Raw genomic sequence first — 25,670 nt, forward strand, 5'->3', positions numbered from 1 at the left:
CAGTCATCCCCGATCAGTCAGGTGAGCGTGAAGCGACCTGACTACAATCGGCCGAACAATACAGACACCGAGAGCAATCATGAATCTCCGAAACGTCACCAGTGCATGTTGGGCCATGACATTCATGCTTCTCGTTTCCGGCTGTCAAAACAAGCCGACCGAAGATGAACTGACGCAAGCCCTGCAAGATCGCATCGACGCCGCGTACAGCCATATCAGCGAGGCGCGCGACCAACTGAACCGACTCGATAACGACAACTGGCAAGACGTTGTATCCAAAACGCGCGAATCCACACAAGCCGCCTTTGTCGATATCGAAAACGCCCAGTACGCGCTAAAGAAACTGAAGGACGCGCAATAGGACGGCGAGGCTCGAAATCGAGCCGCAGCACCGCTCGCGCGGGCCTGCTGTTAACAGTATTCGTGCCATGAGGCAAGGAACAGGCGACCGAATTCGATGACCGTTTTGCTGTCGGAAAGTACCTGTGGATGAAGTAAGACGACGCGCGAAGCGTTGCCATCTTCAAGCGAATGGAGGAACGTAAAGCAGGGTGAACCGATGGCTTCCTGCTCTGCCCAGATGGCGTTTATGCGGTCCCAATCGACACGTCCCACAAGCCCCTGTTTTTCGACTTCGAGAGCGTTAAATCGCTCGCATTCTTCCTTCGTCAGAACCTTCGGCGGGATATACAGTGGTATCCGGTGCGCTAACGCGTCGCGGTAGTTCTTCAGGTAGTCGGTATGCCATTGCGTCATGGCATCGGACGAAAGGCGGTCCGCCACGGTAAGCGGAAGGTGCTTTCGCGTCGCTTCCCTGAACATGCTTACATTCAGGGGACTTCCGATTGTCGGCAAAAGATTGTGTCGAAGCACGAAGGCCCACGCGGAGTTTTCGAACACCCCATAGACGTTCATCACGAACGCATGAAGATTTATTTGAACATCATGCAGGGATTCCATCGGCAACGGTCGATCAGTGTCCGCTGGAAATAGTTCGAACATCCGTTGCATGGCACGGCCCATGACGCCAAGGCGGCGCGCAGCGCCATGACAAAGATGTTCCTTCGATGCTGCAACATCGGTTGTGTCCGCTTCGCGCAGGCATTCAAGCGTCAGGTCGCGCATATCGGAGTGCGCGGAAACGTAGCCATCCCTGAGGTCGTTTTGCTGCTCGTCGGTATAGGGCATGGCGACTGGACTTCGATTGACGAGCGGAAACTATATCGTACCTAGCTTTCATCGTGCCGTGTGAGTGGAAGAGCAAGCGGATGCGTGGGCTGGCTCGAATCCCGACCCTCCGCGCCGTCCGCGTGGGTCTGCGCGCCGCTCGCAATGAGTCTGCCAACGGCCAACCTCGATAGCAGATGTCCTAGGTGCAGGAGAAGGCAGCGGCGGCATCGCACGTCTGTACAATTCCCTCGCAGCCTCACTAACGGGAGAAACCCATGGAGCAGGCTTACGCGGCGATCGGGCGCGCGGTGATCGCGATGCAGATGTTCGAGGCGGCCTTCGTGTCGATCCACGAAGGCTTCAAGATGATCACCGACCCCGCGTACCTTAAGGCGACGGGCGGGATGATCGAAGAGGGGCGGTACAAAAACGCGACGGCGAACATGGTGAAGGTCCTCTCGCAGCGTGGGCAGATCGCGGCAGATCTGGAGGACCGACTCAACACCCTAATTGACCGCCGCAACGAACTAATGCACCGCTGGTTTCTTCGCAACGGCTGGCCCGCGAACGACGACAATGACCCGGCCAGCTATGCGGACGTGATCCGGCTCGCGCAGTGGGTCCGTACCGAGGCAGATGCGATCACGCACATGATGGCGGGCTACATGCTGAAGTACGCCCATCCCGACCAGCATGAAAAGAACCCCGAGGCGGTCATGAAGGCCGTCACAGCGATGTTCCATCGGGTTCACGTGCAGGAGTAGACGAACATGCTCGTGACAAAAATCGACGCCGCCCGACGACAACTCATTACTGCCATTCGCCCTTTCTTCGATGGCGGCGATCCCGTTTCCGTGTACTCGCTGGCATCGAACGCATGGGAGGTCATCGATGTGCTCTGCACGAGCGCGGGCGTGGAAAGCTTCTCCAAGCAGGCCCGCGAAAACCTGCCAGGCGGACACACGCTAAAGTACTACATCAACGAGCCGTGTCGAAACTTCTTCAAGCACGCCGAGCAAGACCCCAACCCTGATAGCTCGGTCGAACTGCGCGAGGCCAACGTTGCCGCCATCCTGTTTTTGGCAGTGGAGGATTACATACGGTTTCGGCAGGGCGGTCCAGTAGAGGCGCAGGTCTTTCAGCTGTGGTTTATCGCCGTCTTCCCGGAGAAGGTCACCGAAGATGACCCTGTGGCGCAATCAAAACTCGAAAGCACCAAACTCGCGTTTCCCGGCATCGCCACACTTGCTTCGTCCGACCAGATCGAGATGGGGCGGCAGGTACTGGAGGCCGCGCGCAAAGATGCCGGACTCACGGCTGACCCGAAAACCGAGCCAAGCCTCTGACTCTCAGATTAGATTGTCACTGGGAATAGTAAAAATAAATTTCGGAATTGAATTTCGAAAATCTTATTTGTTTATATCTTAATTATATTCCAAACCCAATTAATTCTACTTAAATATAAATATCGAGTCCTGAATGAGGCTCCAATGTGTCATCGCATCGGGCCAGGGCAAACACCTTCTGACGTTGGAAAAGCTCCCTGGCGATCACCTGAACGCAACATCAGGAGACGGTGTCGTTGCGTTGCAGCGGCGTTGATATTGAAGAAAAAACGAATCAATGCTTAGCAGGGTGTATTCCAGCACGTTTGCCGCCCAACGCAGGCGCCGAGATGTCGAATTTTGCTGTGGCGATCAGTCGGCCAAGTGTCGTTTAGCAAGACGAGCGGCATCTTTCTGCTAGTCCGTTTCTTCTTAAGCTGGGCGGATGCGGAAGCACCGCTTGCCAAATTCGAGGAAGCACTGTTCTCACTTATTCGGCATCCGCCCTGTACGAGGACAATGGCCGCCCGCTCGCTTTCTCCGGCAAGTTCCGAAAGATGGTCTAAGTCCGTCGTCTAGCTCTGACAGATCAATAAGCAGGCGTGACCGCGGATTTTTTACGAAAGAGACGGCCAATCACGCCAATGCCTTTCAAAGATTTGCTTCTCCCGATGTGATTTGCGTCGAATTTTTCAGCATGCGTCGACCAGACAGAATTGCGTCCACGTTTTTTCCATTGGTACTTTCCGTAGTTCATGGCGCTACACAAACCTGTCTGCCGAGATGTCCACGTGGTCGCTGACGTTGCGCAGTGAAATGCATGGTAGGCATAGCAGTCAAGCGCATAACATTACGTACGAGCACTGTTTGCATAAAACTATTCCCGTTCTTGGCACAATTTTGTTCCTAGCTACCAGGCTGGAACCGAGGCTTCGCGTGTTGCCAGGACCGAAGCCGCTGCCCGCGGTACGTATCACCTTCAACGTATCGATCTGCCGCTCGAAGTACGTGGAACTAGACTTGGGACGTTCTCGGAGCTAAATCGCGACGGGTTCTCCGGAACACACTTTTTCTGAAGTTGCTCGACCGTCGTCAATCTAATTCCCCGCACCGCTGTCTCAGTTTAAGACGCTAATCTAAGCTGCCCTCTGATGTTTCGAGCCTGTTAGTGAAACATCTGCGGGTCCCTAACGCTTTGACCGTTTTTTAGAGCAAGTTGCGGAAAGTGGCTCGTCGGGAACCGGAACAGCTATAAGACGTTTCGCGGGGATCCCATCTCCCCTTGCCTCCCGTTGGGCGACCGTTTTTAGCAATACGCTTAAGGCGTCAGCGAGAACCTGCCGCGTAGGCCTCGCTTCATCGGGCGTAAGCTTGGCACTCACTTCCCGTGCCGCTATGGGTTGTGTGTACTGCGGGCCATAGAGTATCGCAAGGAGCTTAAGATGGTTCGCAGGGATATCATCTCCGCGCGCTTCCTATCGGGCGATGGCTTGTCGCGACACACCCAAGGTTTCGGCGAAATTACGGTATTTTCTCCACTTTTGCACTATGCGCTCGCCTAACCAGAGTCTCGTGCGAGGAGATGTCTGCGGGGCACAGCGTCAATCTATCCTATCTCACGGTGCCCTTCGAATCTGGTCGCATGCCATTTCGACCTCCGGCCGCTGATCGACACGACGGTTTGTGATCGTACTGTGGCAGCCTATTACGAGACCGATAGCCGCCCTTCCACCATGCTCCGGCTGACGCTCGTGCCTATCGGCGAGGCTGGCTTGCATGGATGAACGCCCGCAGACTTGGGGCGTGTTTGAAGGGGGGCACAGACTGTCGCCTGCCGACTAGAGCGTGTTAGGAACTTTGAAGGACTGGCACCGCGTGAACAAGCATAAGCATCGCGAAGACCACAAAATGAAGCCCGGCGAGGGTTTCGGGTAGCCGTTCATAATCACGTGCGAGACGGCGGAAACGGTTGAGCCAGCCAAAGCTGCGCTCGACCACCCACCGCCGGGGCAGCAGTACAAATCCCTTTTTCGCTTCCTCCAGTTTGATCACCTGCAGTTCAATGCCTTCGTCGCGTGCGGCCTGCGCTGGCTCTTTGCCCGTGTATCCCTGATCCGCAAATGCCACCTTGACGGTATGTCCCGTTACTTGCTGAACCTGACGCGCAAGCTCTGCCACCTGTGCGCGCTCCTGTTCATTGGCTGGTGTCACGTGCACCGCCAGCAACTGTCCCAAGGTGTCCACAGCAATGTGCACCTTGCTGCCGCGTTTGCGCTTATAACCGTCATAGCCCGCGCGTGGACCACTCTCGCAGGTCGACTGTATCGTGCGACCGTCCAGAATCACGGCGCTGGGCTGGCCCTGCCGTCCCTGTGCCACGCGTATCACCGAGCGCAGGTCGCAGACCATGTGCTCAAAGCAGCCTGCCTGTAACCAGCGTTGAGTCTGCTGATACACCAGTTCCCAAGGTGGGAAATCATTGGGCAGCATCCTCCAGGGCGCGCCGGCCCGAGCCATCCAGCGTAACGCGTCAAACATGTCGCGCAGTTCGTATTTGCGCTGCGGCGCCGTGACGTCCATCAGCGTCAGATAGGCGGCCGCGAAGCTCCATTCTTCGTCGGACACGTCGGTCGGGTACCCTTTGCGGTCTGCTTTTTTCATCCCGCCAGGATACCAGGTCTCACACCAAGTGCCTAACACGCTCTAAGTGCCGAACTCGGAAAAGGAGTCAAAGGTGAACGCTATTAACCATCTCCCGACACCGCGACAATGGGAACAGGCGCGCCGTCGGGTTAGGACGATTATCGATGGTCCAAACATTGATATTGACCGGATGATTCACGCAGTGCTCGCTAACGGACAATTGACGAATGAACTGAGGGAGACTTTTCCAGTGCTCACCCGTCCTCAACTCGCGCAACAGGTTGAGGCCGTTGTGCGATCCTCGTCCGTCCCGCTCATCGAAGCGGACGTTCAAAATCGATCAAAACCCGCTACGACGAGCACACATACGCCTCACTGTCGCGCCCAATGCAATCTGGCGTCGTGCTGCAGATATTTGTGGGCGAACGCGATCGCCATGCTGCCCTCACCGACCGCTGAAGCGACGCGCTTGACCGGGCTCAATCTCACATCCCCACAGGCAAACACGCCGGGAACACTCGATTCGAGTAGGTAGGGATCCCGGCTTTGGGACCAGCGTCCCGCCTTGACGACGTCGTCGCCGGTGAGAACATATCCGCGCACATCGCGTGCGATTTCCGCCGGCAACCACTCAGTCTCTGCATCGGCCCCAATGAACACGAACAATCCACCGCAGTCGTGTCGACGCACCTCTGCGCTCAACCCGTCGCGTACGTCGATCGCTGTCAAATGGGTATCGCCGCGCGCACCGACTACTTCCGATCGCAGTTGCACCCCTACGTTCGACTTCCCACGAAGCTGCTCGACAAGGTAGCGAGACATGCTCTTCTCCAGTGAATCGCCTCGCAGGACAAGCGTAACCATGCGCGCATGATTGGCAAAGTACAACGCTGCCTGGCCGGCCGAGTTTCCACCACCGATCAGATAGACGTCGAGTCCGTGAGTAGCGTTCGCTTCGCTGCGTGACGCGCCGTAGTAAATGCCTTTACCGATAAACCGGTCGAAGCCGTCGATCGCGAGGCGGCGCCACGTGACGCCAGTCGCGAGAATGATCGTTCGCGCCCGGATGACGTCGCCTCCGTCAAGGTGAACGCTACGCCCGGCGACATCGATTCGAACGACAGACCGTGTCACCAGAATCTCTGCACCGAGCCGCTTGGCCTGCTGCAGTGCACGGCTCGCCAGTTCGTCGCCCGACACACCGTTGGGGAAGCCGAGGTAGTTCTCAATACGCGAGGAGGTCCCGGCCTGCCCGCCTGGCGCTTCGCGCTCCAGCACCACGGTACGCAAGCCTTCCGACGCACCGTACACTGCCGCAGCGAGACCAGCTGGCCCGCCACCAATGATCATCGTGTCGTAGTCGGCGAGGCGCGGCTGTGTCTGCAGACCCAGCAACTCCGCAAGCTCGCGTGTCGTAGGTCGGCTCAGCACCGTCCCGTCGACCAGTCGCAATGCCGGGCAATCCCGCTCTGGCGGACAGGTTCCAGGCCAGCGCGCCGTCAGTTCGGGCGCATCCGGTGTCATCCAGTCGTAGCTGATCTGGTTGCGGGCGAGGAACTGGCGCAACGCGGTACAAGCGGTGTCCCAGCGACTTCCAATCATGGTCACGCGGGCCTTGGGCGGCTCGGCGGAGAGACCCTGCAGTCCGCCAATGCGCTCGCGCGCAAGGGCGCCCATCTTGAACGCAATTTCCGGCGACGCCGCAGCAAGTACGTAGTAACGCTGGGCGTCCACGCGCATGACACGCGACGGCTCCGAGGCCCGATAGGCGCCTGGAAACGGCGAACTCAGCGCGAGCGGCACTTCGCCAAAGATGGTTCCGGGCAGACGCCAGCCCAGCGTGCGCTCGATACCGTCGAACGTCTTGATGACTTCCATCTTGCCGGACACAACGGCGTACAGCGCGCGCTCCCCACCTTCGTGAACCGCGAACTCACCCGCGCACAGATGCAGGTCTGCGCACGTGTGCGCGAGATGCTCCAGTTCGTTGTCAGGGAGTGTTGAGAACAGCGGAATCGCCCGGATGTCGTCGATTGTCAGCATGGCTTCGTCCAAACAGGCAAGTGAGGTGAAGCTCGGTCCAAGGGCTCTCCGGTCGTCTGCCTGACAAAAAGGACATGCGCAAGCAGACCGCTCAGCCACCTAACGTTCGATGCGAGGCGAGCACACCGCCGTTAGTCTTCCCTCGCCGAGCGCACTGATACTGCTCGAACAGTTATGCGAACGCATACCACAACCGCACTACAGACAGCAGGCAGACGTAGCCAGTATATGTTTATCCGCTGGAGCCAGTTCCCCGACCTAAGCGCGGCGCTAGCGCCAGTTGATCCTCCGAGGCGGCCGAGATCGGAGCGTTCCAGCAGGTCCGCTTTGAGCCTCACGACATGAATGACGGCTCCTGGCCGGCCTTCCGCCGATTCCCCGCTATCCGGCCAGTTCACGATGCAAGGCCCGATACTCCTGCGAAAGTTTGTGTCCTGGATCGAGGTGAATGACGGGGGTCGCCTGCTGGTGCGATTCGCGGATCTTCACGGACGAAGACAGCCGCGAAGCCAGCACCGGCAAGCCCTCACTGACGAGTTCGTCGACCAGCTTTTGAGGCAGGCTCGCACGAGGCTGAAACTGGTTGATGACAATCCCCTCCACCTCCAGCGCGACGTTGTGATCCTGCTGGATCTCCTTCACGTTTTCCAGCAACGTGTAAAGCGCGCGACGGGAAAAGTCATCACAGTCGAACGGAATCAGACAACGCTCGACGGCGATCAGCGCGGAGCGGGTGTAGAAGTTCAACGCCGGCGGCGTGTCGATATAAATCGCGTCATACATGTCGAGTTCGTTGAGCGCGTCACGCAACTTGTAGATCTTGTAGCGGGATTCCAGTTTGCCGTGCAACGCGTCCAGATCAGGATGAGCGGGCATAACGTCCAGGTTCTCAAACGGCGTCGGATGAATGAAAGACGTGACTTCCACAGGCCTGAAGCTGAACGTTAACGCGGTTTCAAAGAAGCCGGCGACGGTGGGATGGGCCTCGCTGGCCTGCGGGCCGAGCAGGTATTGACTTGAATTCGCCTGGGCATCCAAGTCGATAACCAGAGTGCGCAGACCTTCGCTCGCGCTGATGGCCGCCAGGTTGCAGACGATGGTCGATTTGCCTACGCCACCTTTCTGATTGAATACGACGCGCCGCATGTTCTCCCCTTGAATGGAAGCTGTCCCAAAGCCCCAGCATACCTGAGTCAGCGGACACCTTGCCGTATGCAGTTGACCCGCGGCTGGAAAAAGAAACAAACTTATGCGAACCGACGACTCCTGAGTTACCAACACTAAATCAGCGTCCCGTGACGCGCGAGGTTGTTTCAGCAGCTCCGTTCTGCGCGCGTTGTTCGAGTGCAGTTCCGGACAGAAGCGATAGCAAGACGAGGTCGGACCGTTGCGAATGCCGCGATACCGTCTGTGCAAACGCTACTGGCCGGCCGAAGCCCCCACCGGCGACGAAGTCGAAGTTCCCATGGCCGACGAAGCCGGCACACCCTTCTTCGATTTCCACTTCTTTGGCTTCTTTACGTGCTTTTCCACCGGCGGTGAGTACGAACTCACTGCACTCGCTTCATTCCTCGAAGGGGGCTGAGATTGCGCAAGCGGAGCGGAGGCCGCAAGCGCCAGAGCAGTCAACATCAGCGTCAATTTTTTCACAATGTTTTCTCCATCGACTGTCGTATTTACATGCACACGCTGGGTCATTATGTTCTGCGCTCCCCCGCGCCTGACGTTCGACTGTAAAAGGAGCGCCCAGCAGCCCGTTTACATCGAGGTCCGGGCTCTCAGGTGAAAGCTCTTCCAGTGCGCTGTTGCTTCGGATGCGCGGCTGGCGACACGCAAAATCCCGCGCTTTGCCACTGCAGCGAAACCCGGCGACGGCCAACGGTTCGGCTTGATGCGGTACCCGACTACGCATCAGCCACATTCGGTTGGGCCGCGGTTGAATCGTCCTGGTCTGACGTGGACCGGCGCTGTGCGAAGTCTATTGCTTCGCGGTGCTCGTAACAAGCAAGCGGGCGACTTCCGCGACGCGCTTACCCTGGAACCGCGCGGCTTCCAGCGTGGCGCCGTCCGGCTTCGCCTGCCCTCCTGCTGAAGCATGCGTCGCACCGTACGGGGTGCCCGCCTTGAACATGACGGGATCGGCGTAACCCGGGGGAACGATGATCATCCCGAGGTGGGCAAGCGTGTTATACAGCGAAAGAATGGTGGATTCGTTGCCGCCATGAAGAGACGACGTCGAGCTGAATGCGGATCCGATCTTCCCGTTCATCACCCCCCCAAACCAGAGACCGCCGAGGCTGTCAATGAACGCCCTCAACTCCGAGGCCGCCGAGCCGAATCGTGTCGGCGTACCAAAGATGATCGCATCCGCCCAGGTCACGTCCGCTTCGGACGGGGCTTCGTATTTGGCGTTCATCTTTGCCGCAGCTTCACGCCAGCCGGGCGCTTTGTCCATGACGTCTTCCGAGACGACCTCTCGAACGCGGCGGACACGTACCTCGGCTCCAGCCGCTTTTGCTCCATCGGCAATGGCGCCCGCGAGAGATTCTGTGGAACCGTCCCGGGAGTAAAATATAACGGCTACCTTCTGCATATTCATTTTGGCATCCTTAGCAAATAATCGACTTCCAGGGAAACGGCTGAAAAGATATGATTTGATCACGTCGAGATCTGATTGGGTTAGGGGCCTGTTCGCTTAAGCGACGCGTTGCAATCGCTTCTTGGCGATAACTGATGTTATCCGAGATCGCCGCAGACACGCGATAGGTGATCCATGGATGCAGATTCCAATGCCATGGACGACACGGTGCGCCAACGACGTGACAGGCCGAACGGGACGCCCATCACGGGACGAGACCGCGCCCGCTCCAGAACAAGAGCCGTCGGCGTCTGATAGGAGGGCGAATCAGGTTGAAGCCGAAAGCGCCTGCGACGGCCGCACCATGCGCTGCTGGCAATGATTGAGACGCGCCTGGAGTCAGGTCAAATTCCAGCCAGTACATTCGGCATCGCGGTCACGAGAAAGTCCAGCAATGAACGCACAGAAGGCAATATTCCCTGGCGGCTGGGAACAAGCGCTGTCAGGCTCGATTCCCCCGCTGACCACCCCGGGAGAACCATCTGCAATGCACGTGACCGTAGCTGTTCATTGCACATATAGGCGGGAAGCGCCACGACACCCAAACCCTGCTCTGCGGAAGCTTTGAGCGCAACGAGGTCATCACTCATGAATCGCGGCTCGAGCGTCACCGGATATACGTCACCGTCGCCCGACGCAAGCTGCCAAACAGGGTTGCCAAGCCGGCAGAGCACACTGTGGCTTTGCAGATCGGCGGGCTGTATCGGCATGCCGTGCTCGGAAAGGTAGTCGCTGGACGCAAACAACCGCCAGGTCGCATGGCCAATAGTCCGTGAGATCAGGTTGGAATCCGGCAATTCCCCAGAATGGGCCCGAATCGCCAGGTCAAAGTTCTCGGCAATCAGGTCGACTGCCGCGTCGGTTACGTGCTGGATTATCCTGACTTTCGGATACGTTCGAAGGAAATCGGGGATGACCTTGGCAATGGCAAACTGCGCCGTCACGACAGCCGTCGTCATTCGCACAGTGCCAGTGGGTTCCGTGACTCTTTGCCGTAGAAGTGCTTCCGCCTCCTGCGCCTCGTGAACGATTCTGAAAGCGTGTTCATAAAATTCTTTCCCGGCATCTGATACGCTGAACTGGCGCGACGATCTGTTCAGCAGCCGGACACCGAGCGCCGCTTCGAGCTCCTGGATACGGTGACTGACGGTCGACTTCGGGACGCCAAGAGCGCGGCTCGCAGCGGAAATTCCCGCACGATCCACAACGGTAACGAAGTAGTAGAAATCGTTCAGATCGAGCATGTCAGAAGCGCCGCACTATACGACGCGTAAAACTCCTCCGTTGGCCACGTTGCAGCGCCACATTGCTGCCCCCACCTGACGGCTGCACTAGCGGGCCGGGTAATGTATGCCAACGTGCTAACCGGACACCAGATCGAGTCAGTATAGACGCCAGGTGGAAAGCCATACCAGCGGTTTGATAATGCAAGGGCGTTCAGGGCATTCGAACAAAACCCAGGACCGCGCGAAGACGCCACCTCGCCGGGACATCTGTAGAAAGAGCGACTGGCGTACGGCTGGTTCTGGCCATCAGCCTGGATCAAATCGTTCTTCGATAAACTGACGACGCGCGATCGGATGACTCCTGGCAACGCATTCAGACGTTCCCGTCGCTTTTCAAAAGCTCGGCGGCGAATTCAAAAAGGGTTGTCTCTTCGTCTGGCCGTCCAATCAGCTGCAACGCGGGACGCCCAGGAGATCGACCCGTATCCGGACGCCTCGGCAACGTCAGTACTGGAAGTCCAGCCAATGAAAAAGGCCGGGTAAACATGCCAACCGCATCCGGGGCGAGCACGCGGATACCGTCAAGTACGACGGACTTTTCACCTATCGCAATCCGATCGACGGGCGTGGTCGGCGCCACCAGTACGTCGACATTGTGCGAGTCCATCGAATCCAGAATCTCATCCCGGATAGAGCGCCGCACCCTCAGCGCCAGCCCGTAGTCATCCGCTGACAATTGCGCGGCTGCGGCGAGTCTCGCCGCCATAGCGCTACTATATAGATGCGGGCGTGCGCCAAGTCTATCCCGATGGACCGCGGCCGCCTCAAACCCCGTGATGATCGAAGCCGCCGACAGACTGGCTTCGACGTGGTTCAACGCGATGTCCGGCGCCTCGCGCCAGCGCGCTCGCAAATTGGCGTAGCCGTCCCGCACTGACGCTTCGCTCAGGCGCTCGTGGTCGCCAGTGATGAATCCGGGAATCGCATCGTCGCGGGAGTCCCGTCCCGGCGCCAGTGCGGACCACACGCGTCGAAGCCAGTCCAGTGACGAGGCGATGATTCCCGCATGGTCCAGGCTCGGCGCCAACGGAAAGCTACCCTGGAGCGGCAGCGTCCCGTGTGACGGCTTTAACGCGTAGAGGCCGCAAAACGCCGCCGGAACCCTCACCGAACCGTTCGTATCGGAACCGATGGCGAAAGGCACAATGCCGGCGGCAACGGCCGCCGCGGAGCCGCTGGAAGACCCCCCGGCAAACGCCCGGGGATCAGCCGGATTGATCACGCGGCCGTTGTGTGGGTTATCCCCCAGGAAACCATAGGCGTACTCATCCATATGGGCCACCGCAATCGGCACCGCGCCCGCTTCGCCAAGAATCCGCACGAGTGACGCATCGCTGTCGGCCGGCCGGGCCGTCGGGTCTGCCGGTCCGCCTGCAAGCGTCGGAATGCCTTTGACATCGAAGAGACTCTTTACGACGTATGGCACCCCGGCAAGCGGGAGGCGCGACACGGCTGCCGGCTCCATGGCGTCCAATAGCCTGGCCGTCTCGATCGCGCGCTCACCGAGTACATGGGAAAGGCAGTTCCAGGGCTCCGTGGAGGCAAGTTCCACCGCGTTAGCGATGCGGCTTTGAAACGCTTTCATCGTTGTGCCCTTGAGGAAGCCCTTTGGAATACCGCCCTTCCCTCCTGAGGAGTCTCAAATACGCCTCGAAACGTTGGGCCGCCACGCCCATGTCATTGCGTGACTTTGACTGATTACCACCCGTCGCTTCGATCTCGTGAAGCTCCCGAAGCAGAGAGAATTGCTCCATTTACTCACCGTCCACCGATTTCGGTGCAAGCTCCGGGCGCCATTGTGCGCGCCGCATACGAGAAATCGTAACGTTGCTGTAAAGTCCCGCTCGCCGAAAAGGTTCGTTGGTCGAAAAGTTCTCGGCGTCCTCACGAGTGCGGACGTTGAGAACGAGCGCGCTACCCACCCTCGTCACGCCGTCATCCGTCAGCAGAGCCCCGCCCAACACAATCTTGCTCGCGTGTTCAGCGAGGTATGCGAGATGCGCGTCACGAAATTCCTCGCGGATTCGCGCCGACACTTCCGGATTGTCACGGCAGAATACGATGTAAAGCATGGTGCTATCTCCAGTCGTCGCCTTCCCATTGCGGAACCTTCGTCGGATCGGGCAATACGGATCCGCACTTTTTACAGGTCCTTGCATGCTCGTTGGCGTTGAATTCCTGCACATACTGCTTCAGTGACGATTCGATGTCCTCGCACCAGAAATAGACACTATGGAGCATGTTCCCGCAGTTCTCGCAGAACCACGCAATGCCGTCCTGTTCGCCGGGCTGTCTGGGGCGCTCGATCACGACTCCAACGCTTCCAGGCGGTCGGCGTGGTGAATGGAAAACGTTTTTTGGCAGGTGGAATACCTCGCCTTCATTGATACGGTGGCGGACGATGCGACCGTCCTCCAACGTGTCTACGAAGATATGTCCATGCAGCTGATAGAAAATCTCGTCCCACGGGTCGATGTGGAAATCGTTTCTCGCGTTGGGTCCTTTAATGATCTGGAATATGAAGTCCGATCCTTTGAAAACCTCACGGTTTCCAATCGCACCAAGTGCCGTCGGAAGGTTCTTTTCCGTCCATTCCTCAAGGCTAAAGGCCTCCCGTATCTTCATGAAATACTCCTGTCAGTCAAAATTTAAATTTGAAGTCATGCCGAGCGCGAAACCAGCTCGCCGGCATAGGCACGGCCGATCAACGCTTCCAGTTCGGCTTGTGTGGTCGACCGCGGATTGTCGACCGGACTACTCAGCGCCAACGCAGCGACCTCTGCGATTTGCCCTTCGGCGAGGCCGAGCTCTCCAAGGGACGCCGGCGCCCCATGAGAAACGGAAAATTCGGCCATCCCTTTCGCGAAAGACGTTCCAGGAAAAATTGAATCAAGCGCCGACAGCGCCGGCGCAAAGTCGACATTCCAGTCGACCGTGTACGGCAACATGATTGTGTGCACTTCCGCGTGCGGGAGACCATATGTCCCTCCGAGTACATGACAGATACGATGATGCAGGCCCATGCCCACTTGAGAAAGGACCTCGCCACATAGCCATGAACCAGCAAAGCAGCTTTCCGCGGCATCGATCGATGAGCCACCGGATGCGAAAAATCCGCGTAATCCATCGATGGTTTTGCGGATCCCGGTCTCGGCGAGCGCGTGTGTCAAAGGATTGGCGTGCGGTGCGTAGATGGCCTCCACCGCATGCGCCACGGCATTGATACCGCTACACACCGCGACGCGCGCGGGCAAGGTGACGATCAGTGACGGGTCGTAGAGAACGGACACGGGAAGAACCGAGCGATTGCGCATCGTACGTTTGACGCCATCGACAGTCAGTCCGTAATTCCATGTCACTTCCGACCCGGAGAAATTCGTCGGAATCGCTATGATCGGTTTGCCGCTCCGGTCACTTACCGCCTTGGCAGTGTCCAGAGCAGATCCCCCTCCGAACGCGACGATCCCGTCGGCCATGCATTTCTGCACTGCCGATAACGCTTTCGCGACCGCCGATTCGGGGACGTGAGGTACGACGTCCTTGAAACGCCCGGCCTCGAGGCGCAATGCATGATCACCGGCGATGCTGTCGAATTTGACTGACAGCTCGCCGGATGTAATGAGCAGATACCGACCGATCGCCGCCGCCCTCAGTTCTGCAGCAAGGACCTCACTGATCGGAAAGCCGGCCACGACACGATGGCGCTGAAGTTCAATCTCGAATTTTGACATCACTCTATCTCCCGAACGTCCAACCCCATCGCTCGACCGTCAGGTTCTGGAACACGCCACCCGCCACGAAGGGACAGTGACTCAGCCATTTTTCGACGTCCGTCTTGCCGTCGGCAATGACGATCAGACACGTCCCGATCGTGTCGCCTTCACCACCCAGCAATGGCCCGCCGTGCACCATCGTCACGGGGCCTTCTCTCCGGATGTAGGCACGGTGAGCGTCGACCAGCCGCGATCGCGCCTCAGCTGAATCCGGGGCGTCCAACCCGCGCACAATGAAATATTGCTTTTCCATAGGAATCCTGCTTATACAATTCAGTTCGTCGTTATCCCGCCACACCCGACACCCGGCTGATGAGCGCTTTACCGTGCCCGCCGTTAGAACGGATATTCAGGCGAAACCGGCCTGCTCGTCACCCACTGCCATTGTGTGAACTCGTGCTCCCAGGCCGGAAGGCCTGTGCGAGCACCATTCCCGGATGCGCCCATACCGCCGATCGGTCCATATACTTCATGAACCACGGGCTGGTCATTGATATGAACGATTCCCGTGTTCAACCGGTTCGCGATCGCGTTCGCACGTTGCAGGGAACTCGTCTGAATCGCCGCGACGAGCCCGTATTCGGTCGCATTCGCCAGCTGAATCGCTTCTTCATCGCTTTCCACTGGCAACACCGCCGCGATAGGCCCGAACGTTTCCTCGACAAAAACCGGCATGTCGATACTCACGTTCGTGAGCACGGTCGGCTGAAAGAACTGTCCGTCCCTCGTGCCTCCGGCGAGAACCTTTGCGCCGGCCTGAACGCTCTCGGTCAGGATCCGCTCCGCTCTCTCTGCCTGCTTCAGGTTGACGAGCGGGCCCAGATGAACGTCTTCCCGGAAGGGGTCGCCGACCTTCAAGCGGCGCGCCCGTTCGGCGAGTTTGGCCGTGTATTCGTCAGCAATATCCTTGTGGACGAGGTGACGGCCGATCGTGAAGCAGATTTGTCCCTGATGAAAGAATGAACCGAAGGAGCCCGCGGTCACCGCGCGGTCTACATCGGCATCCTCGCAGACGATGTACGCGTTCTTTCCTCCAAGCTCGAGCGCCGTTCGCTTGAGCAATCGTCCGCCTACCTCACCGACGCGCCGCCCCACCGGCGTCGAGCCAGTAAAGGTGATGACGGCGGTCTGTGGATGCGCGACGACTGCCTCTCCGGTTTCCGCACCGCCAGGCAGCACATGAAAAAGTCCCTTTGGCAGCCCCGCCAATTCGAAAAGCCCGGCCATAATGAGGCCGCCACAGACAGGCGTCTGTACGTCCGGCTTGAGCACAACCGCATTTCCGAGGGCCAGCGCGGGCATCACGCTTCGAACGGCGAGGATCAGCGGAGAGTTCCACGGCGTGATGACGCCCACCACGCCGACCGGGACGCGCCTCGCAAGGGACTGCCGATCGGCTCCGTCGGTCAGCAGTAATCCCGCGGGGCGGGTGGCGAGGGTCGCCGCCTCAAGCGATTCACGAACCGACAGGTCAACATCAAACGCGCCTTTTTGCTTGATCGCGCCGGTCTCACGGATGACCCACGCCATCACCTCTTCACGGTGGTCAGACAGCAGGGACGCAAAACGACGAATGACGTCCCCGCGCTCGGTCGAGGTACGCTTCTCCCACTCCCGTTGGGCGGCTCGAGCGCTCCGTACAGCAATGTCTACATCCTGAGGGCTGGCCACACCCGTCGTAAATATCTCTTCACCCGTAGCCTTCTCGAGTACTGGCGCTGTCTGCGCCACCGGATGAAACGCTCCACTGCTGTATATCACCCCCCGATAGCTGTTCGCATCGAACAGGGGCGCTTGCCTGACTTCAGCTTGTGACCCAAGCATTGTCTCCATCCTCCAAAAAAACGATACGGCGCAAACGGGCAGGAACCAGAAGGCGCGAAAGTCGGGGCGAACGGACTGTCTTTTGATTCAACATCACACGAATGTGACGCACAAATATCGCCTCGCTTGACGACGCACTATGGCACGCAGGCCCGCAAGAAGGAAAGGACCAACTCGTCCAACGGCTTGGACGCTGCGTCTATGGATTATTGCTGTCAGTCGCATTTACGGCGTCCTACGATCCAGCCATCGCTTTTCGGACCTCCATGGTTGATATCTATGTTCCTACAGGACTCTCCCCGCATCGTGGGACCCGTAAACGGAAACCCAATGACAATTGGGTCGCATTTCTCTGCGATCAACTTTGACTGGCGCGAGTTTTCGGGCGCAATGAACCCGTTGCTCATGGTCGATCATTTCCGCATGCGGGCGCCAACGTTCGGGCCGCATCCGCACGCGGGCATTTCCGCTGTCACTTATGTCTTCGAAGACTCGGCGTCGCCCCATCAAAACCGCGACTCCATGGGAAATTTCGGCCCCATCAGGCCAGGCTCATTGCATTGGATGGTCGCCGGCAAGGGTGTGGTTCACGACGAGTGGCCCGCTGACGAGCAGCAGGAAACTCACGGGCTTCAATTTTTCGTTGACTTGCCGGCGGAAAAGAAGTCGATTGCGCCCTACGCCGTCAACGTCGAATCGGAAGACGTGCCGATTTATATAGACGGCCGGGTCCGTGTCCGCGTTGTCGCCGGTCAACTGGGTTCGATCGAATCACCCATCGCGCTCCCGCAACGCTTGTCGTTGCTCGACTGCTTTATGGGCGAAGACACTGCCTTGGACTTGACCGGAAAGCTCTATTCAAGCGCTTGGGCATATGCGGTCCGCGGGGACGTCAGCTTCAGCTTGAACGATGTAAGCGTTCCGCTGCCGGCTGGAAGCTCACTGGCCGTTGGCTTGCTCGACAAAGGTTCGGCTTTTACGGCATCCAGCCAGATGGATAGTCATTTCGTTTTGGTGAGTGGCGATCCGGTCGGCAAGCGACCGACCTGAGGCGGGTGACAACATGGACCAATCATCATTGCTGGCGCCACATTCCCATGCAAGACCACTGAGAGATTTGAGAAGGCTCACATACCTTTTGACGCCTGACGAAGCACTGGCAGTTTCGCGACAGTAGCTCGTAGCCTGTTCTGCCTTTGCAGGGGCGTTCCATGAAACTTCGACGGACCGGCATTCCCTCGAACTTCGATTGTTCAATTCAACGGACTCTGCGTCTAGAAAAAGATATTGCTTTACTCCCGCGCGTCGGCGGAACAGACCGATTGCGATGGTTGACCCAGATCACCCCGCTTGAACTCGATTTGGCCGAACGCGCTGGATGACGATTACACGGTTGACATCCGTTCGAGAATACGGGTGTCAACACTGCGATCAATAAAACCGCTCTTTAAGTTAGAGGATATCTAAATGTGCAGTGGAAAGGTTTCTCGAATTTTCAGGCGAGTCATTTTCTCAAGCATTGCTGGCGTCACCGTATCCTCCGGGATAGCGCCGGCGTTTGGACAGTCGTCCGTTCAGCTTTATGGCTTGATCGACGAATGGGTCGGTGCTCAGTCAACCCCGAGCAACCCGAGGGCATGGATTCTCGGCAACGGTGGGCTGTCGACGTCGTACTGGGGGTTAAAGGGATCAGAGGATCTCGGTAGCGCGTGGCATGCAGTCTTTACCCTTGAGGGTTACATCCGCGTTCCCTCGGGTCGCTACGGCACGTTTGACGGGGATGCCTTTTTCGCAAGAAATGCCTACATCGGTATCGAATCCCCTTATGGTACGGTCACAGCAGGCAGACTCACCACGCCCTTCTTCATCTCGACCATTCTGTTCAATCCGTTCGCGGATTCGTATACCTTCTCGCCGATTGTCACTCAAGCTCTTCTCGGCATCGGAAACTTCCCGAATTTCACCACCGACCAAGGTGCGATTGGCCCGGGCGACTGGAACAATGCGATCCAGTATTCGAGTCCACAATTCGGCGGGCTCAGCGGCAGCGCCATGTATGCCCTCGGTAACTCGGCAAGTCAGCCTGGGGCAAAGAAGTGGAGCGGGCAGGTACTCTACTTCGGCGGCGCTTTTGCGGCGACTGCCGTTGTCCAATACCAGAACTTCAATACGGCACCCGGTGATCTGGACGCCATGATTAAGGGCTTGAAGAGCCAAGGTGTGGCTGAAGTCGGCGCAAGTTACGCGATGAAATACGTGAAGCTGTTCGGGCAGTACCTGTTTGCCAGAAACAAGAGTTCAACGGGAGACTGGCATGTTCATACAGGACAGGCCGGTGCGGCTGTCCCATTTGGTCGCGGAGAATTCAAAGTGTCGTACGCGTATTCGCGCGACAGTGGCGGCTTGAACCAGAGACGCTCGACGTTTGCGGTCGGATACGACTACACGCTCTCCAAGCGCACCGACGTTTATGTAGCCTATTTGCGCGACCACATCAGCAACGAATCTGCCGGCCAGACTTATGGCATCGGCATTCGTTCAAAATTTTAGGTATCCGGTGTTGGACGCGGCGTCCAACATGCCGTTCTTTTCTGTCTAAGGCGATTTGGATGAATTGATAGAGATTTGATAAGGATTGCTTATATCGCCAGCGAGTAGAATTGCCGGGTGGCCGATGGCTTGAGTTTGCCCGCGTCTTTCATCTGCCCCTTGGCGATCATATGCATGAGTCCAGTGCCGCTCAACAAGATGCGGGCACAGCGAAAATCCTTGAATCCCAACATGGGTCGGGTACGGCGCTTGATCGCCCGATGGTCTTGTTCCACGATATTGTTCAGATATTTGGCCTGACGGATCTTGATGGGCGTCTCTCGCTCGGCGTTCACGGCGTACGGCCCGGCCAGATTGGCACCACTCTTGTCGCTGGTTACGGTTTCGGGCGCGCCATTCTGATCGATGGCCCTCGCGAAATACCGTCGGGCCGCTTGCTTGTCCCGCTTGGCTCGCAGCAGGAAATCAACCGTGTTCCCGGCCTTGTCGACTGCGCGGTAGAGATACTTCCATGTGCCCGGACCTTCACATAGGTCTCGTCGACACGCCACCTCTTGCCGACCTGGCGCTTGCAGCGGCTGAACACCTTTTCAAGCACCGGCAGAAGCTTGATGGCTCATCGGTGCACGGTCGAATGATCGGCCGCGATCCCGCGTTCGGCCATCATCTCCTCGATATTGCGCAAGCTCAGCGGGTAGGCGACGTACCAACGCACGCACTCCCACATTATCTCGAGCGGAAGGTGCAACCGCTTCAGCACTTTGGCTACCGCCGGACTCAGCGCTTTCGTTGTCGTTCACATCACTGTGTAAGGTCCCATAGCATTCCAACCTCCGTTATTGGAACAGAATCGGCCGCCCTCCAGTCTTTCAACGCCCGGGATGTCGTCTCCGCGAGGATTCTGGCGCAAAATAAGAGTGCGGCAACCGTCAACGAAGACGGAGGCAGGCGTGGCGAACTCCACCAGGCTCGAGCTGTTTTGTCGGTTATTCCTTGGTCTCTTTGTGGGCTTTTTTTGCATAACAGCCGCCCTTTTTGTGCGTTACATGTCGGGGAACCAGCTGCCACAAGTAACCGTCGTGCAGTCCCAAAGCGCATCACAACCCTTGTCGGGAAGCCCTCCGGCAGTCCCATTGTCATCCGCTTTCCCACACAAACCGACGACGCCTTCGCTAGATACTGAGGAAAAGACACTCATTGCGTCGTCGGCTTCCACTATCGTCACGTTCATTGCGGCCGCGGTGACTAACTTCCTAAGCTGGCGGAAGGACAAGGCGAAGGCGATCAAAGAAAAGCGGGACGCGTCCCGCTAGGCAGTATGACTTCGCATGGGGTAGAGGGCTGGCCCGCCGTGAGGAATCAAACGCGGGTTAGCATCGCTGCCAGAGCCGCACGGTGTGGACGGCGCCGCACCAGGCGATTTCCGCACGGAGGCCAGCATGGAACACGATAGCGCGCTGTAAGTCGGTCTGGACGTTCACAAGGACTCGACAATGTGCGCCTCTCGCCTTCTTCCCCGGCAAGTTCCGAACGATGGTCTATGTCTGTTGTTTAGCTCTGGCAGATCAATAAGCAGACGTGTCTGTGGATTTTTACGGGAGAGACGGTCGATCACACCAATGCCTTTCACAGATTTTGCTTTCCCGACATGATTTGTGTCGATTTTCTCAACATGCGTCAACCGGACAGAATTGCGTCCACGGTTTTTTCACTGGTACTTTCCGTGGTTCAAAGCGCTACAGAAACCTGTCCGCCAACATATCCAGGTGGTCGCCGACGTTGCGCCGTGAAGCGCGTAGCAGGGGCAGCAGTCAAGCGCATAACATTACGTACGAGCACTCAGATTTCCTTCCCCTCGCCGCCTGACACGCCATGTTTGTGATGCTCCGCGCTCCTCAGCGGACCGTCGGCCGGGCGCCACCGAATCGGCCGCTTCCAGCGGTACAACAGCCCTTCACTCCTGCCAATCGCTTGACCAGGCATCTGCCGATGCCGGCGTTCGCGCATCAGAGCTGGGACATCTGCTCACGACGCTGCACCAGATGAAACACGACGGCGACGAGACGGCGATTGGGGAAAGCGATTGTCTTCCATTTGATCTTCAATTTGCAATGGAACCAGAAGTCGCCAGCATTGCCTGGGAGGTTGCACCGCTGTGCGATTCGGTGATCAGGGAAGCGATCTCCTGCTTCACCTGTTTGGTCAGGCGGTTCGCAGCCGCCGAGACGATATAGGTAGGCATCTGGAGCTCCATGAAGTAGTGCATAGAGATACTGGGAAAGCGACGTCAGTCGCGTCGAAAACGAGCCGGAAATGACGGAGCCGCTTACTGGCTCGCCAATGGAATAGCATGCTCCGCAACGGCTTCTGGCAGGCGTCCGAGCTTCTACCCGCGACTAGTACGCAGCTCCCTTCGGGACGCCAACCTCGTGCGCCGAGCCCTTCGCTGCACTGGCATGCTCCTCGGCGACCGAAGCAATGATCGCGACCGCCTCCAGAACCTGCTGGCGCGAAATGTTGAGATAGGGGATGGCCCGGACGCCGTCCGCGCCGGACGGCAGTACGTAGAGCCCTCTAGCGTGCAGCTTTTCCACGAATTCGCCGGCGGGAAGCGATGTGATTCCAAACCTGACGATGTTGGTTTCCACGGTCGCAACGTCTAGCGAGATACCGGGTAGCCCGGCGATCCCGTTCGCGAGTAGCCGTGCGTGCTCGTGGTCCTCTTTCAGGCGCTCGCGATTGTTGCGCAGCGCATAGAGCGCGGCGGCGGCAATGATCCCAGCCTGCCGGAATCCGCCGCCGATCTGTTGCTTGAAACGACGTGCCCGGGCGATGAAGTCGCGGGGGCCGGCGAGGGCCGATCCGATCGGTGCGCCCAGCGCTTTGGAGAAGCACACGCTGACGGTATCAAAATGCTTCGCATATTCCCGCTCGGGAATGTTGGTCGCCGCGGTAGCGTGCCACAAGCGTGCTCCGTCCAGATGCAATGCGATCCCTTTTGAACGCGCGAGTTCGCAAACATCCGCGAGTTGGTCAATGGGCCAGATTTTTCCCCCGCCGACGTTGTGGGTGTTCTCCAGGCATAGCAGCTTGACGGGGGCCTGTATCGTACTTGGGAAGAAGCGATGTGGACTACCCAGCGCATCGTGAACGTCTTTGGGAGAGAACACACCTCGGACGCCAGGAAGAAGGCGTGGCAGTACGCCGAAGAATGCAGCAGGCGCGCCGCCCTCGAGGATATAGACGTGTGCACTCTGGTCGAACAACACCGCGTCGCCTGGCTCCGTATGGGCTCGGATCGCGACCTGGTTCGTCATGGTGCCGGTGACCATGTACACGGCATCATCCTTTCCCAGAAGAGCCGCAACTTCGCGTTCCAGTTCTCTGACGGTCGGATCGTCTCCGTACACGTCGTCGCCAACAGCGGCGGAGGCCATCGATTGACGCATGGCCTGGGTGGGCTGGCTACAGGTGTCGCTGCGCAGTTCAATCATCTCGGGCTCCACAACAGTCATATGGTCACCAGAGTGTGCGCCGACCGTCTGTTGCTGGTTTGGACAATCTTGCGCAAATCACTGGCGCGCGACGCCAGGCGGAACACCAAAAAATCGGCTGAACTCCCGGCTCAGATGCCCCTGGTCGCAATATCCGACGGCGATTGCGACCTGCCGCAACGGGTGGCCTTTCAGGAGAAGATGCTTCGCCATCTCCACGCGCCGTTGGACGAGGTAAGCATGAGGCGCTACGCCGATCGCCTCTTTGAATGCCCGAAGCAAATGGAAGGAACTCATTCCCGCGGCCTGCGAAATGATGTCGAGCGACGGGTTCTCGGCGATGTGAGCGTCGATATATTCGCGGGCGCGTTTGACTGCTCCCGGTATCGCCCCCGGGCGTGGCATCGGATGGGGCATCTGCCCGTGACGCTGCACCAGTTGGAAGACCGCAGTCGCGAGGCGCGACGTCTTCTCAAGTTGCGTGGCGTCATTCGACTCCGAACAGACATGCGCCTCCCGTATCAGCTTCATTGTCTGCGGGTCGTCGATGACCGTCTCGGGGAAGTACAACGTCCCCGAGAAATCCTCGCCGTCGTCCTTGAGCAGGCCGATGAGGCCTGTTGTCGGCATGTACACCATCCGGTAGTCCCATCCGGCCTCCGTAGCGGGGCGACCTTCATGCAAGTGGCCAGAATTGATCACGCAGATCGTTCCTTCCGGCCAGTCCCCAAACGAATCAAACGGCCACTGACATCGTTCCGATCAACGCGACCGCATCCAACCCATCGCTGATCGAGTCTGCGGCACGCCAGTCGGCTTCTCGCGCGCCCGGCTCTGGAGCAGGTAGACCCCCGCGAGAATGGTCGCCATCGCGATCAGATCGAGCGGGCGCATCGGTTCGTGGCCGATCGACAATCCCAACAGCAAGGCAATGACAGGCGGGATATACGTCACGCTGGAAGCCGCGACCGCGCCGAGCCGCCCGACAATGTAGTAATACAGGATGTAGGCAATCCCCGTTCCTGTCAGCCCGAGACCCAGGACGAGCCCAAGCGCTGCTCGCGTGTCGCCGGTTACACGCGCCATGCCGTGGAAGTCTGTGACGCAACTCAGTACGACAAGCGCGAAGCCGATCTGCCATGTCGAAAGCGCCAGTGGTGAGAGGTCGAGGCCGGAGAGAAAGCGCCGCGCGTACACGAACGAGCATCCGACGCTGAGTGAACCGGCGACCATATAAAAGACTCCGAGCAAATTCACACCGCTTGCATGGGCATTCCATGGCCGTGCAATCATCAACACGCCCACGAAGCCGCTCAAGATGCCAAAAATCATCCGCGCAGTTGGGCGTTCCAGGCGCAATAGCGCCCATGCAGCGAGGAAAGAAAACAGCGGGATCGCTCCGCTTAGCATGCCCGCCACGCTGGATAGCAGCAGCGCCGCCCCCTTCGCAAACGCGTAGTAGTAGACCACGGTGGCAAGCAGCGACATTACGAGGAAATGAGGTGCGTGGCGCAGATGGCGCCATTTCAGCTCGTCCCTGATCAGCGCCATTGCCAGGATAGGCAGGAAGCCAAACAACGTCCGGAGAAAGACGATCTGGGACGCCGATATGTCGACGCTCGCCCATTTATTTCATGAACATGAAGTTGGTGCCCCAGATGAGGCCGAGCGCTGCAAAGGCGAGGTAGGCGGGGTTCATTGCGACGAACTCGAAGAATGTTTCCAGTCTTCATTGTCGTTACGCCGCCGATGCGGTACAAATGATTAAATTTTTCCAATGCAATAGGAAAACTACGCCATGAGACCCATCCCGCCCATGAAGGCCTTGGTAGCTCTGGAGGCTGCAATGCGGCTCGGCAGTTTTACTCTAGCTGCCGAAGAGCTGAGCGTGACGCCCGGCGCGGTCGGCCAGCAAATCCAAAAGCTCGAAGAGTGGCTCGGCGTCGCCCTGTTTGTGCGGCAGATAAGGCAGGTGACGCCGACTGCCGAAGGCCGCGCGTATTTCGCGCGGATCCAGCCGGCGCTCGCGGAGATCATCCATGCAAGCCGCCGCTTGCGGGAACGTCAGAACAAAGGCCTGCGGCTTTCGATGCCGCCGAGCTTTGCCGCAAAGTGGTTTGCTCCGCGCATGGCGGACTTGCTGCAGGCGCACCCGGGAATCGCGCTGAGCCTTTCGACGTCCACCACGCTCGTCGATTTCGAACTCGATGCCGTCGATCTCGCGATCCGATATTTCAACGGCGCCGATCCGCAGCTTTCAGTTCAACTGCTTTGCCCCGATGAGGGGCGGGTCTACTGCAGCCCGGCTTACGCGAAGAAGTGGGAATTGAAGCGACCCGAAGACCTTCGATCGGCGACGCTGCTCCACAACACGTTGCATCCGCACTGGTCGGCCTGGTTGACGCGCTTCAGCAATCTTGGCGAAGCGCAGATCGAAGCGATCGCCGGCATTCAATTCGATCAGTCCTTGATGGCAATCGAAGCAGCCGTGCGCGCGCAAGGGGTGGTCCTGACAAGTCCCATCCTCGTGGAGTCCGAGCTTGCTGAAGGGTCGCTTGTCGAACCGTTCGGCAAAGCGCTGCCGCTGCCGAACGGATACTATCTCGTACACCCCGATGCGGACGAACTTCAACCAGGCGTGAAATCGCTGAAAGCGTGGATGGTCGAGAAGATGGCTGCCGGAAGCATTCTCCTGGATTCCGGCCAGGCAACACATCGATGAATAGAAGCCATTTCCCCGTGAAGGCGTCCCCGTGATTTCAGCGCAGATTACGACGGTAGCGCGACCTAGGCGCGACAATGGGCATCGGTCAGCCCCTAATATTATATTTATATAAATCAAACAGTTGCTGTTTGGGCCTCGCGGTCAACCGCGTATTCGCAAGTTCCGACAATTGTCCGTTGATTTGCCAATTTTTTCCGGC

Annotated in this window: 23 protein-coding genes and 1 pseudogene; 6 read left to right on the forward strand and 18 right to left on the reverse strand. The window is 58.3% G+C overall.

All coding sequences use genetic code 11. The annotated features are described in order from the left end of the window. Window positions 1-79 precede the first annotated feature (79 nt). On the forward strand, window positions 80-361 hold the full coding sequence (locus WN982_RS10925; protein ID WP_341312032.1) for a hypothetical protein: 282 nt from the start codon (window positions 80-82) through the stop codon (window positions 359-361). Window positions 362-411: 50 nt separating this feature from the next. On the opposite strand, the gene WN982_RS10930 is transcribed toward WN982_RS10925, so the two are convergent. Then, on the reverse strand, window positions 412-1,188 hold the full coding sequence (locus tag WN982_RS10930; protein WP_341312033.1) for a hypothetical protein: 777 nt from the start codon (window positions 1,186-1,188) through the stop codon (window positions 412-414). Between the two features lie 257 nt (window positions 1,189-1,445). Between WN982_RS10930 and WN982_RS10935 the strand changes: the two genes are divergently transcribed. Further along, a complete protein-coding gene (locus WN982_RS10935) occupies window positions 1,446-1,934 on the forward strand; it encodes a hypothetical protein (RefSeq protein WP_341312034.1) in 489 nt (162 codons plus the stop codon). A 6-nt stretch (window positions 1,935-1,940) separates the two neighbouring features. Further along, the gene (locus WN982_RS10940) at window positions 1,941-2,516 is read left to right on the forward strand and encodes a hypothetical protein (protein WP_341312035.1); all 576 of its coding nucleotides are present in this window, start codon (window positions 1,941-1,943) and stop codon (window positions 2,514-2,516) included. 1,827 nt (window positions 2,517-4,343) lie between these two features. Here WN982_RS10940 and WN982_RS10945 read toward each other — a convergent pair. The 12 genes from WN982_RS10945 to WN982_RS11000 all read right to left on the reverse strand — a co-directional run bounded on the left by WN982_RS10945 (window position 4,344) and on the right by WN982_RS11000 (window position 16,702). After that, window positions 4,344-5,156, reverse strand: coding sequence for an IS5 family transposase (locus WN982_RS10945; protein WP_341312036.1), 813 nt, complete (start codon window positions 5,154-5,156; stop codon window positions 4,344-4,346). Window positions 5,157-5,510: 354 nt separating this feature from the next. After that, window positions 5,511-7,181 carry an FAD-dependent oxidoreductase gene (locus WN982_RS10950; RefSeq protein WP_341312037.1) on the reverse strand — a complete coding sequence of 557 codons (1,671 nt, stop codon included), beginning with the start codon at window positions 7,179-7,181 and terminating at the stop codon, window positions 5,511-5,513. 381 nt (window positions 7,182-7,562) lie between these two features. Continuing rightward, window positions 7,563-8,327, reverse strand: coding sequence for a ParA family protein (locus WN982_RS10955; RefSeq protein WP_341312038.1), 765 nt, complete (start codon window positions 8,325-8,327; stop codon window positions 7,563-7,565). A gap of 273 nt (window positions 8,328-8,600) precedes the next feature. After that, window positions 8,601-8,831, reverse strand: coding sequence for an acid-shock protein (locus tag WN982_RS10960; protein WP_341315774.1), 231 nt, complete (start codon window positions 8,829-8,831; stop codon window positions 8,601-8,603). A gap of 328 nt (window positions 8,832-9,159) precedes the next feature. Beyond that, window positions 9,160-9,780 (reverse strand): NAD(P)H:quinone oxidoreductase, encoded by a 621-nt coding sequence (wrbA, locus tag WN982_RS10965; protein WP_341312039.1) that lies wholly within the window; start codon window positions 9,778-9,780, stop codon window positions 9,160-9,162. Between the two features lie 383 nt (window positions 9,781-10,163). Beyond that, window positions 10,164-11,063 (reverse strand): LysR substrate-binding domain-containing protein, encoded by a 900-nt coding sequence (locus tag WN982_RS10970; RefSeq protein WP_341312040.1) that lies wholly within the window; start codon window positions 11,061-11,063, stop codon window positions 10,164-10,166. 355 nt (window positions 11,064-11,418) lie between these two features. Then, entirely contained in the window at window positions 11,419-12,690 is a 1,272-nt protein-coding gene (locus tag WN982_RS10975; protein WP_341312041.1) for an amidase family protein, read from the reverse strand. 169 nt (window positions 12,691-12,859) lie between these two features. Then, complete coding sequence (locus WN982_RS10980) at window positions 12,860-13,177, reverse strand: YciI family protein (protein WP_341312042.1); 318 nt, start codon at window positions 13,175-13,177, stop codon at window positions 12,860-12,862. Between the two features lie 4 nt (window positions 13,178-13,181). Further along, window positions 13,182-13,730 (reverse strand): 3-hydroxyanthranilate 3,4-dioxygenase, encoded by a 549-nt coding sequence (nbaC, locus tag WN982_RS10985; RefSeq protein ID WP_341312043.1) that lies wholly within the window; start codon window positions 13,728-13,730, stop codon window positions 13,182-13,184. A gap of 35 nt (window positions 13,731-13,765) precedes the next feature. Beyond that, window positions 13,766-14,797 (reverse strand): iron-containing alcohol dehydrogenase, encoded by a 1,032-nt coding sequence (locus WN982_RS10990; RefSeq protein WP_341312044.1) that lies wholly within the window; start codon window positions 14,795-14,797, stop codon window positions 13,766-13,768. Window positions 14,798-14,840: 43 nt separating this feature from the next. Beyond that, entirely contained in the window at window positions 14,841-15,131 is a 291-nt protein-coding gene (locus tag WN982_RS10995) for a YciI family protein (protein ID WP_341312045.1), read from the reverse strand. Between the two features lie 83 nt (window positions 15,132-15,214). Further along, on the reverse strand, window positions 15,215-16,702 hold the full coding sequence (locus tag WN982_RS11000) for a benzaldehyde dehydrogenase (protein WP_341312046.1): 1,488 nt from the start codon (window positions 16,700-16,702) through the stop codon (window positions 15,215-15,217). Between the two features lie 330 nt (window positions 16,703-17,032). On the opposite strand from WN982_RS11000, the gene WN982_RS11005 reads away from it, so the two are divergent. Together WN982_RS11005 and WN982_RS11010 are read left to right on the forward strand one after the other, a co-directional pair. Beyond that, complete coding sequence (locus tag WN982_RS11005; RefSeq protein WP_341312047.1) at window positions 17,033-17,752, forward strand: pirin family protein; 720 nt, start codon at window positions 17,033-17,035, stop codon at window positions 17,750-17,752. A gap of 417 nt (window positions 17,753-18,169) precedes the next feature. Continuing rightward, the gene (locus tag WN982_RS11010) at window positions 18,170-19,252 is read left to right on the forward strand and encodes a porin (protein ID WP_341312048.1); all 1,083 of its coding nucleotides are present in this window, start codon (window positions 18,170-18,172) and stop codon (window positions 19,250-19,252) included. Window positions 19,253-19,341: 89 nt separating this feature from the next. Here WN982_RS11010 and WN982_RS11015 read toward each other — a convergent pair. The 5 genes and pseudogenes from WN982_RS11015 to WN982_RS11035 all read right to left on the reverse strand — a co-directional run bounded on the left by WN982_RS11015 (window position 19,342) and on the right by WN982_RS11035 (window position 24,324). Continuing rightward, a pseudogene (locus WN982_RS11015) lies at window positions 19,342-19,979 on the reverse strand (IS6 family transposase). A gap of 1,374 nt (window positions 19,980-21,353) precedes the next feature. Beyond that, a complete protein-coding gene (locus tag WN982_RS11020) occupies window positions 21,354-21,494 on the reverse strand; it encodes a hypothetical protein (RefSeq protein ID WP_341312049.1) in 141 nt (46 codons plus the stop codon). A 154-nt stretch (window positions 21,495-21,648) separates the two neighbouring features. Next, window positions 21,649-22,746 carry a GntG family PLP-dependent aldolase gene (locus WN982_RS11025; protein ID WP_341312050.1) on the reverse strand — a complete coding sequence of 366 codons (1,098 nt, stop codon included), beginning with the start codon at window positions 22,744-22,746 and terminating at the stop codon, window positions 21,649-21,651. 78 nt (window positions 22,747-22,824) lie between these two features. Then, entirely contained in the window at window positions 22,825-23,448 is a 624-nt protein-coding gene (locus WN982_RS11030; RefSeq protein ID WP_341312051.1) for an AraC family transcriptional regulator, read from the reverse strand. A gap of 60 nt (window positions 23,449-23,508) precedes the next feature. Beyond that, the gene (locus WN982_RS11035) at window positions 23,509-24,324 is read right to left on the reverse strand and encodes a DMT family transporter (protein WP_341312052.1); all 816 of its coding nucleotides are present in this window, start codon (window positions 24,322-24,324) and stop codon (window positions 23,509-23,511) included. A gap of 220 nt (window positions 24,325-24,544) precedes the next feature. Here WN982_RS11035 and WN982_RS11040 point away from each other — a divergent pair, with 220 nt between their 5' ends. Beyond that, window positions 24,545-25,468, forward strand: a complete 924-nt coding sequence (locus WN982_RS11040) for a LysR substrate-binding domain-containing protein (RefSeq protein ID WP_341312053.1) — start codon at window positions 24,545-24,547, stop codon at window positions 25,466-25,468. The last annotated feature ends 202 nt before the right edge of the window (window positions 25,469-25,670 follow it).

This window comes from Paraburkholderia sp. IMGN_8 (assembly GCF_038050405.1).
Classification (GTDB): Bacteria; Pseudomonadota; Gammaproteobacteria; order Burkholderiales; family Burkholderiaceae; genus Paraburkholderia.

Excerpts from the sequence above, each read along its gene's own strand:
- WN982_RS10975 (WP_341312041.1), bottom strand. The coding sequence starts at position 12,690 with ATGAAAGCGTTTCAAAGCCGCATCGCTAACGCGGTGGAACTTGCCTCC.
- WN982_RS10950 (WP_341312037.1), bottom strand. The coding sequence starts at position 7,181 with ATGCTGACAATCGACGACATCCGGGCGATTCCGCTGTTCTCAACACTC.
- WN982_RS10945 (WP_341312036.1), bottom strand. The coding sequence starts at position 5,156 with ATGAAAAAAGCAGACCGCAAAGGGTACCCGACCGACGTGTCCGACGAA.
- WN982_RS10970 (WP_341312040.1), bottom strand. The coding sequence starts at position 11,063 with ATGCTCGATCTGAACGATTTCTACTACTTCGTTACCGTTGTGGATCGT.
- WN982_RS10935 (WP_341312034.1), top strand. The coding sequence starts at position 1,446 with ATGGAGCAGGCTTACGCGGCGATCGGGCGCGCGGTGATCGCGATGCAG.
- WN982_RS11020 (WP_341312049.1), bottom strand. The coding sequence starts at position 21,494 with ATGCCTACCTATATCGTCTCGGCGGCTGCGAACCGCCTGACCAAACAG.
- WN982_RS11010 (WP_341312048.1), top strand. The coding sequence starts at position 18,170 with ATGTGCAGTGGAAAGGTTTCTCGAATTTTCAGGCGAGTCATTTTCTCA.
- WN982_RS10925 (WP_341312032.1), top strand. The coding sequence starts at position 80 with ATGAATCTCCGAAACGTCACCAGTGCATGTTGGGCCATGACATTCATG.
- nbaC (WP_341312043.1), bottom strand. The coding sequence starts at position 13,730 with ATGAAGATACGGGAGGCCTTTAGCCTTGAGGAATGGACGGAAAAGAAC.
- WN982_RS11025 (WP_341312050.1), bottom strand. The coding sequence starts at position 22,746 with ATGATTGAACTGCGCAGCGACACCTGTAGCCAGCCCACCCAGGCCATG.
- WN982_RS10940 (WP_341312035.1), top strand. The coding sequence starts at position 1,941 with ATGCTCGTGACAAAAATCGACGCCGCCCGACGACAACTCATTACTGCC.
- WN982_RS11040 (WP_341312053.1), top strand. The coding sequence starts at position 24,545 with ATGAGACCCATCCCGCCCATGAAGGCCTTGGTAGCTCTGGAGGCTGCA.
- WN982_RS10980 (WP_341312042.1), bottom strand. The coding sequence starts at position 13,177 with ATGCTTTACATCGTATTCTGCCGTGACAATCCGGAAGTGTCGGCGCGA.
- WN982_RS11005 (WP_341312047.1), top strand. The coding sequence starts at position 17,033 with ATGACAATTGGGTCGCATTTCTCTGCGATCAACTTTGACTGGCGCGAG.
- WN982_RS11000 (WP_341312046.1), bottom strand. The coding sequence starts at position 16,702 with ATGCTTGGGTCACAAGCTGAAGTCAGGCAAGCGCCCCTGTTCGATGCG.
- WN982_RS10955 (WP_341312038.1), bottom strand. The coding sequence starts at position 8,327 with ATGCGGCGCGTCGTATTCAATCAGAAAGGTGGCGTAGGCAAATCGACC.
- WN982_RS10995 (WP_341312045.1), bottom strand. The coding sequence starts at position 15,131 with ATGGAAAAGCAATATTTCATTGTGCGCGGGTTGGACGCCCCGGATTCA.
- WN982_RS10930 (WP_341312033.1), bottom strand. The coding sequence starts at position 1,188 with ATGCCCTATACCGACGAGCAGCAAAACGACCTCAGGGATGGCTACGTT.
- wrbA (WP_341312039.1), bottom strand. The coding sequence starts at position 9,780 with ATGAATATGCAGAAGGTAGCCGTTATATTTTACTCCCGGGACGGTTCC.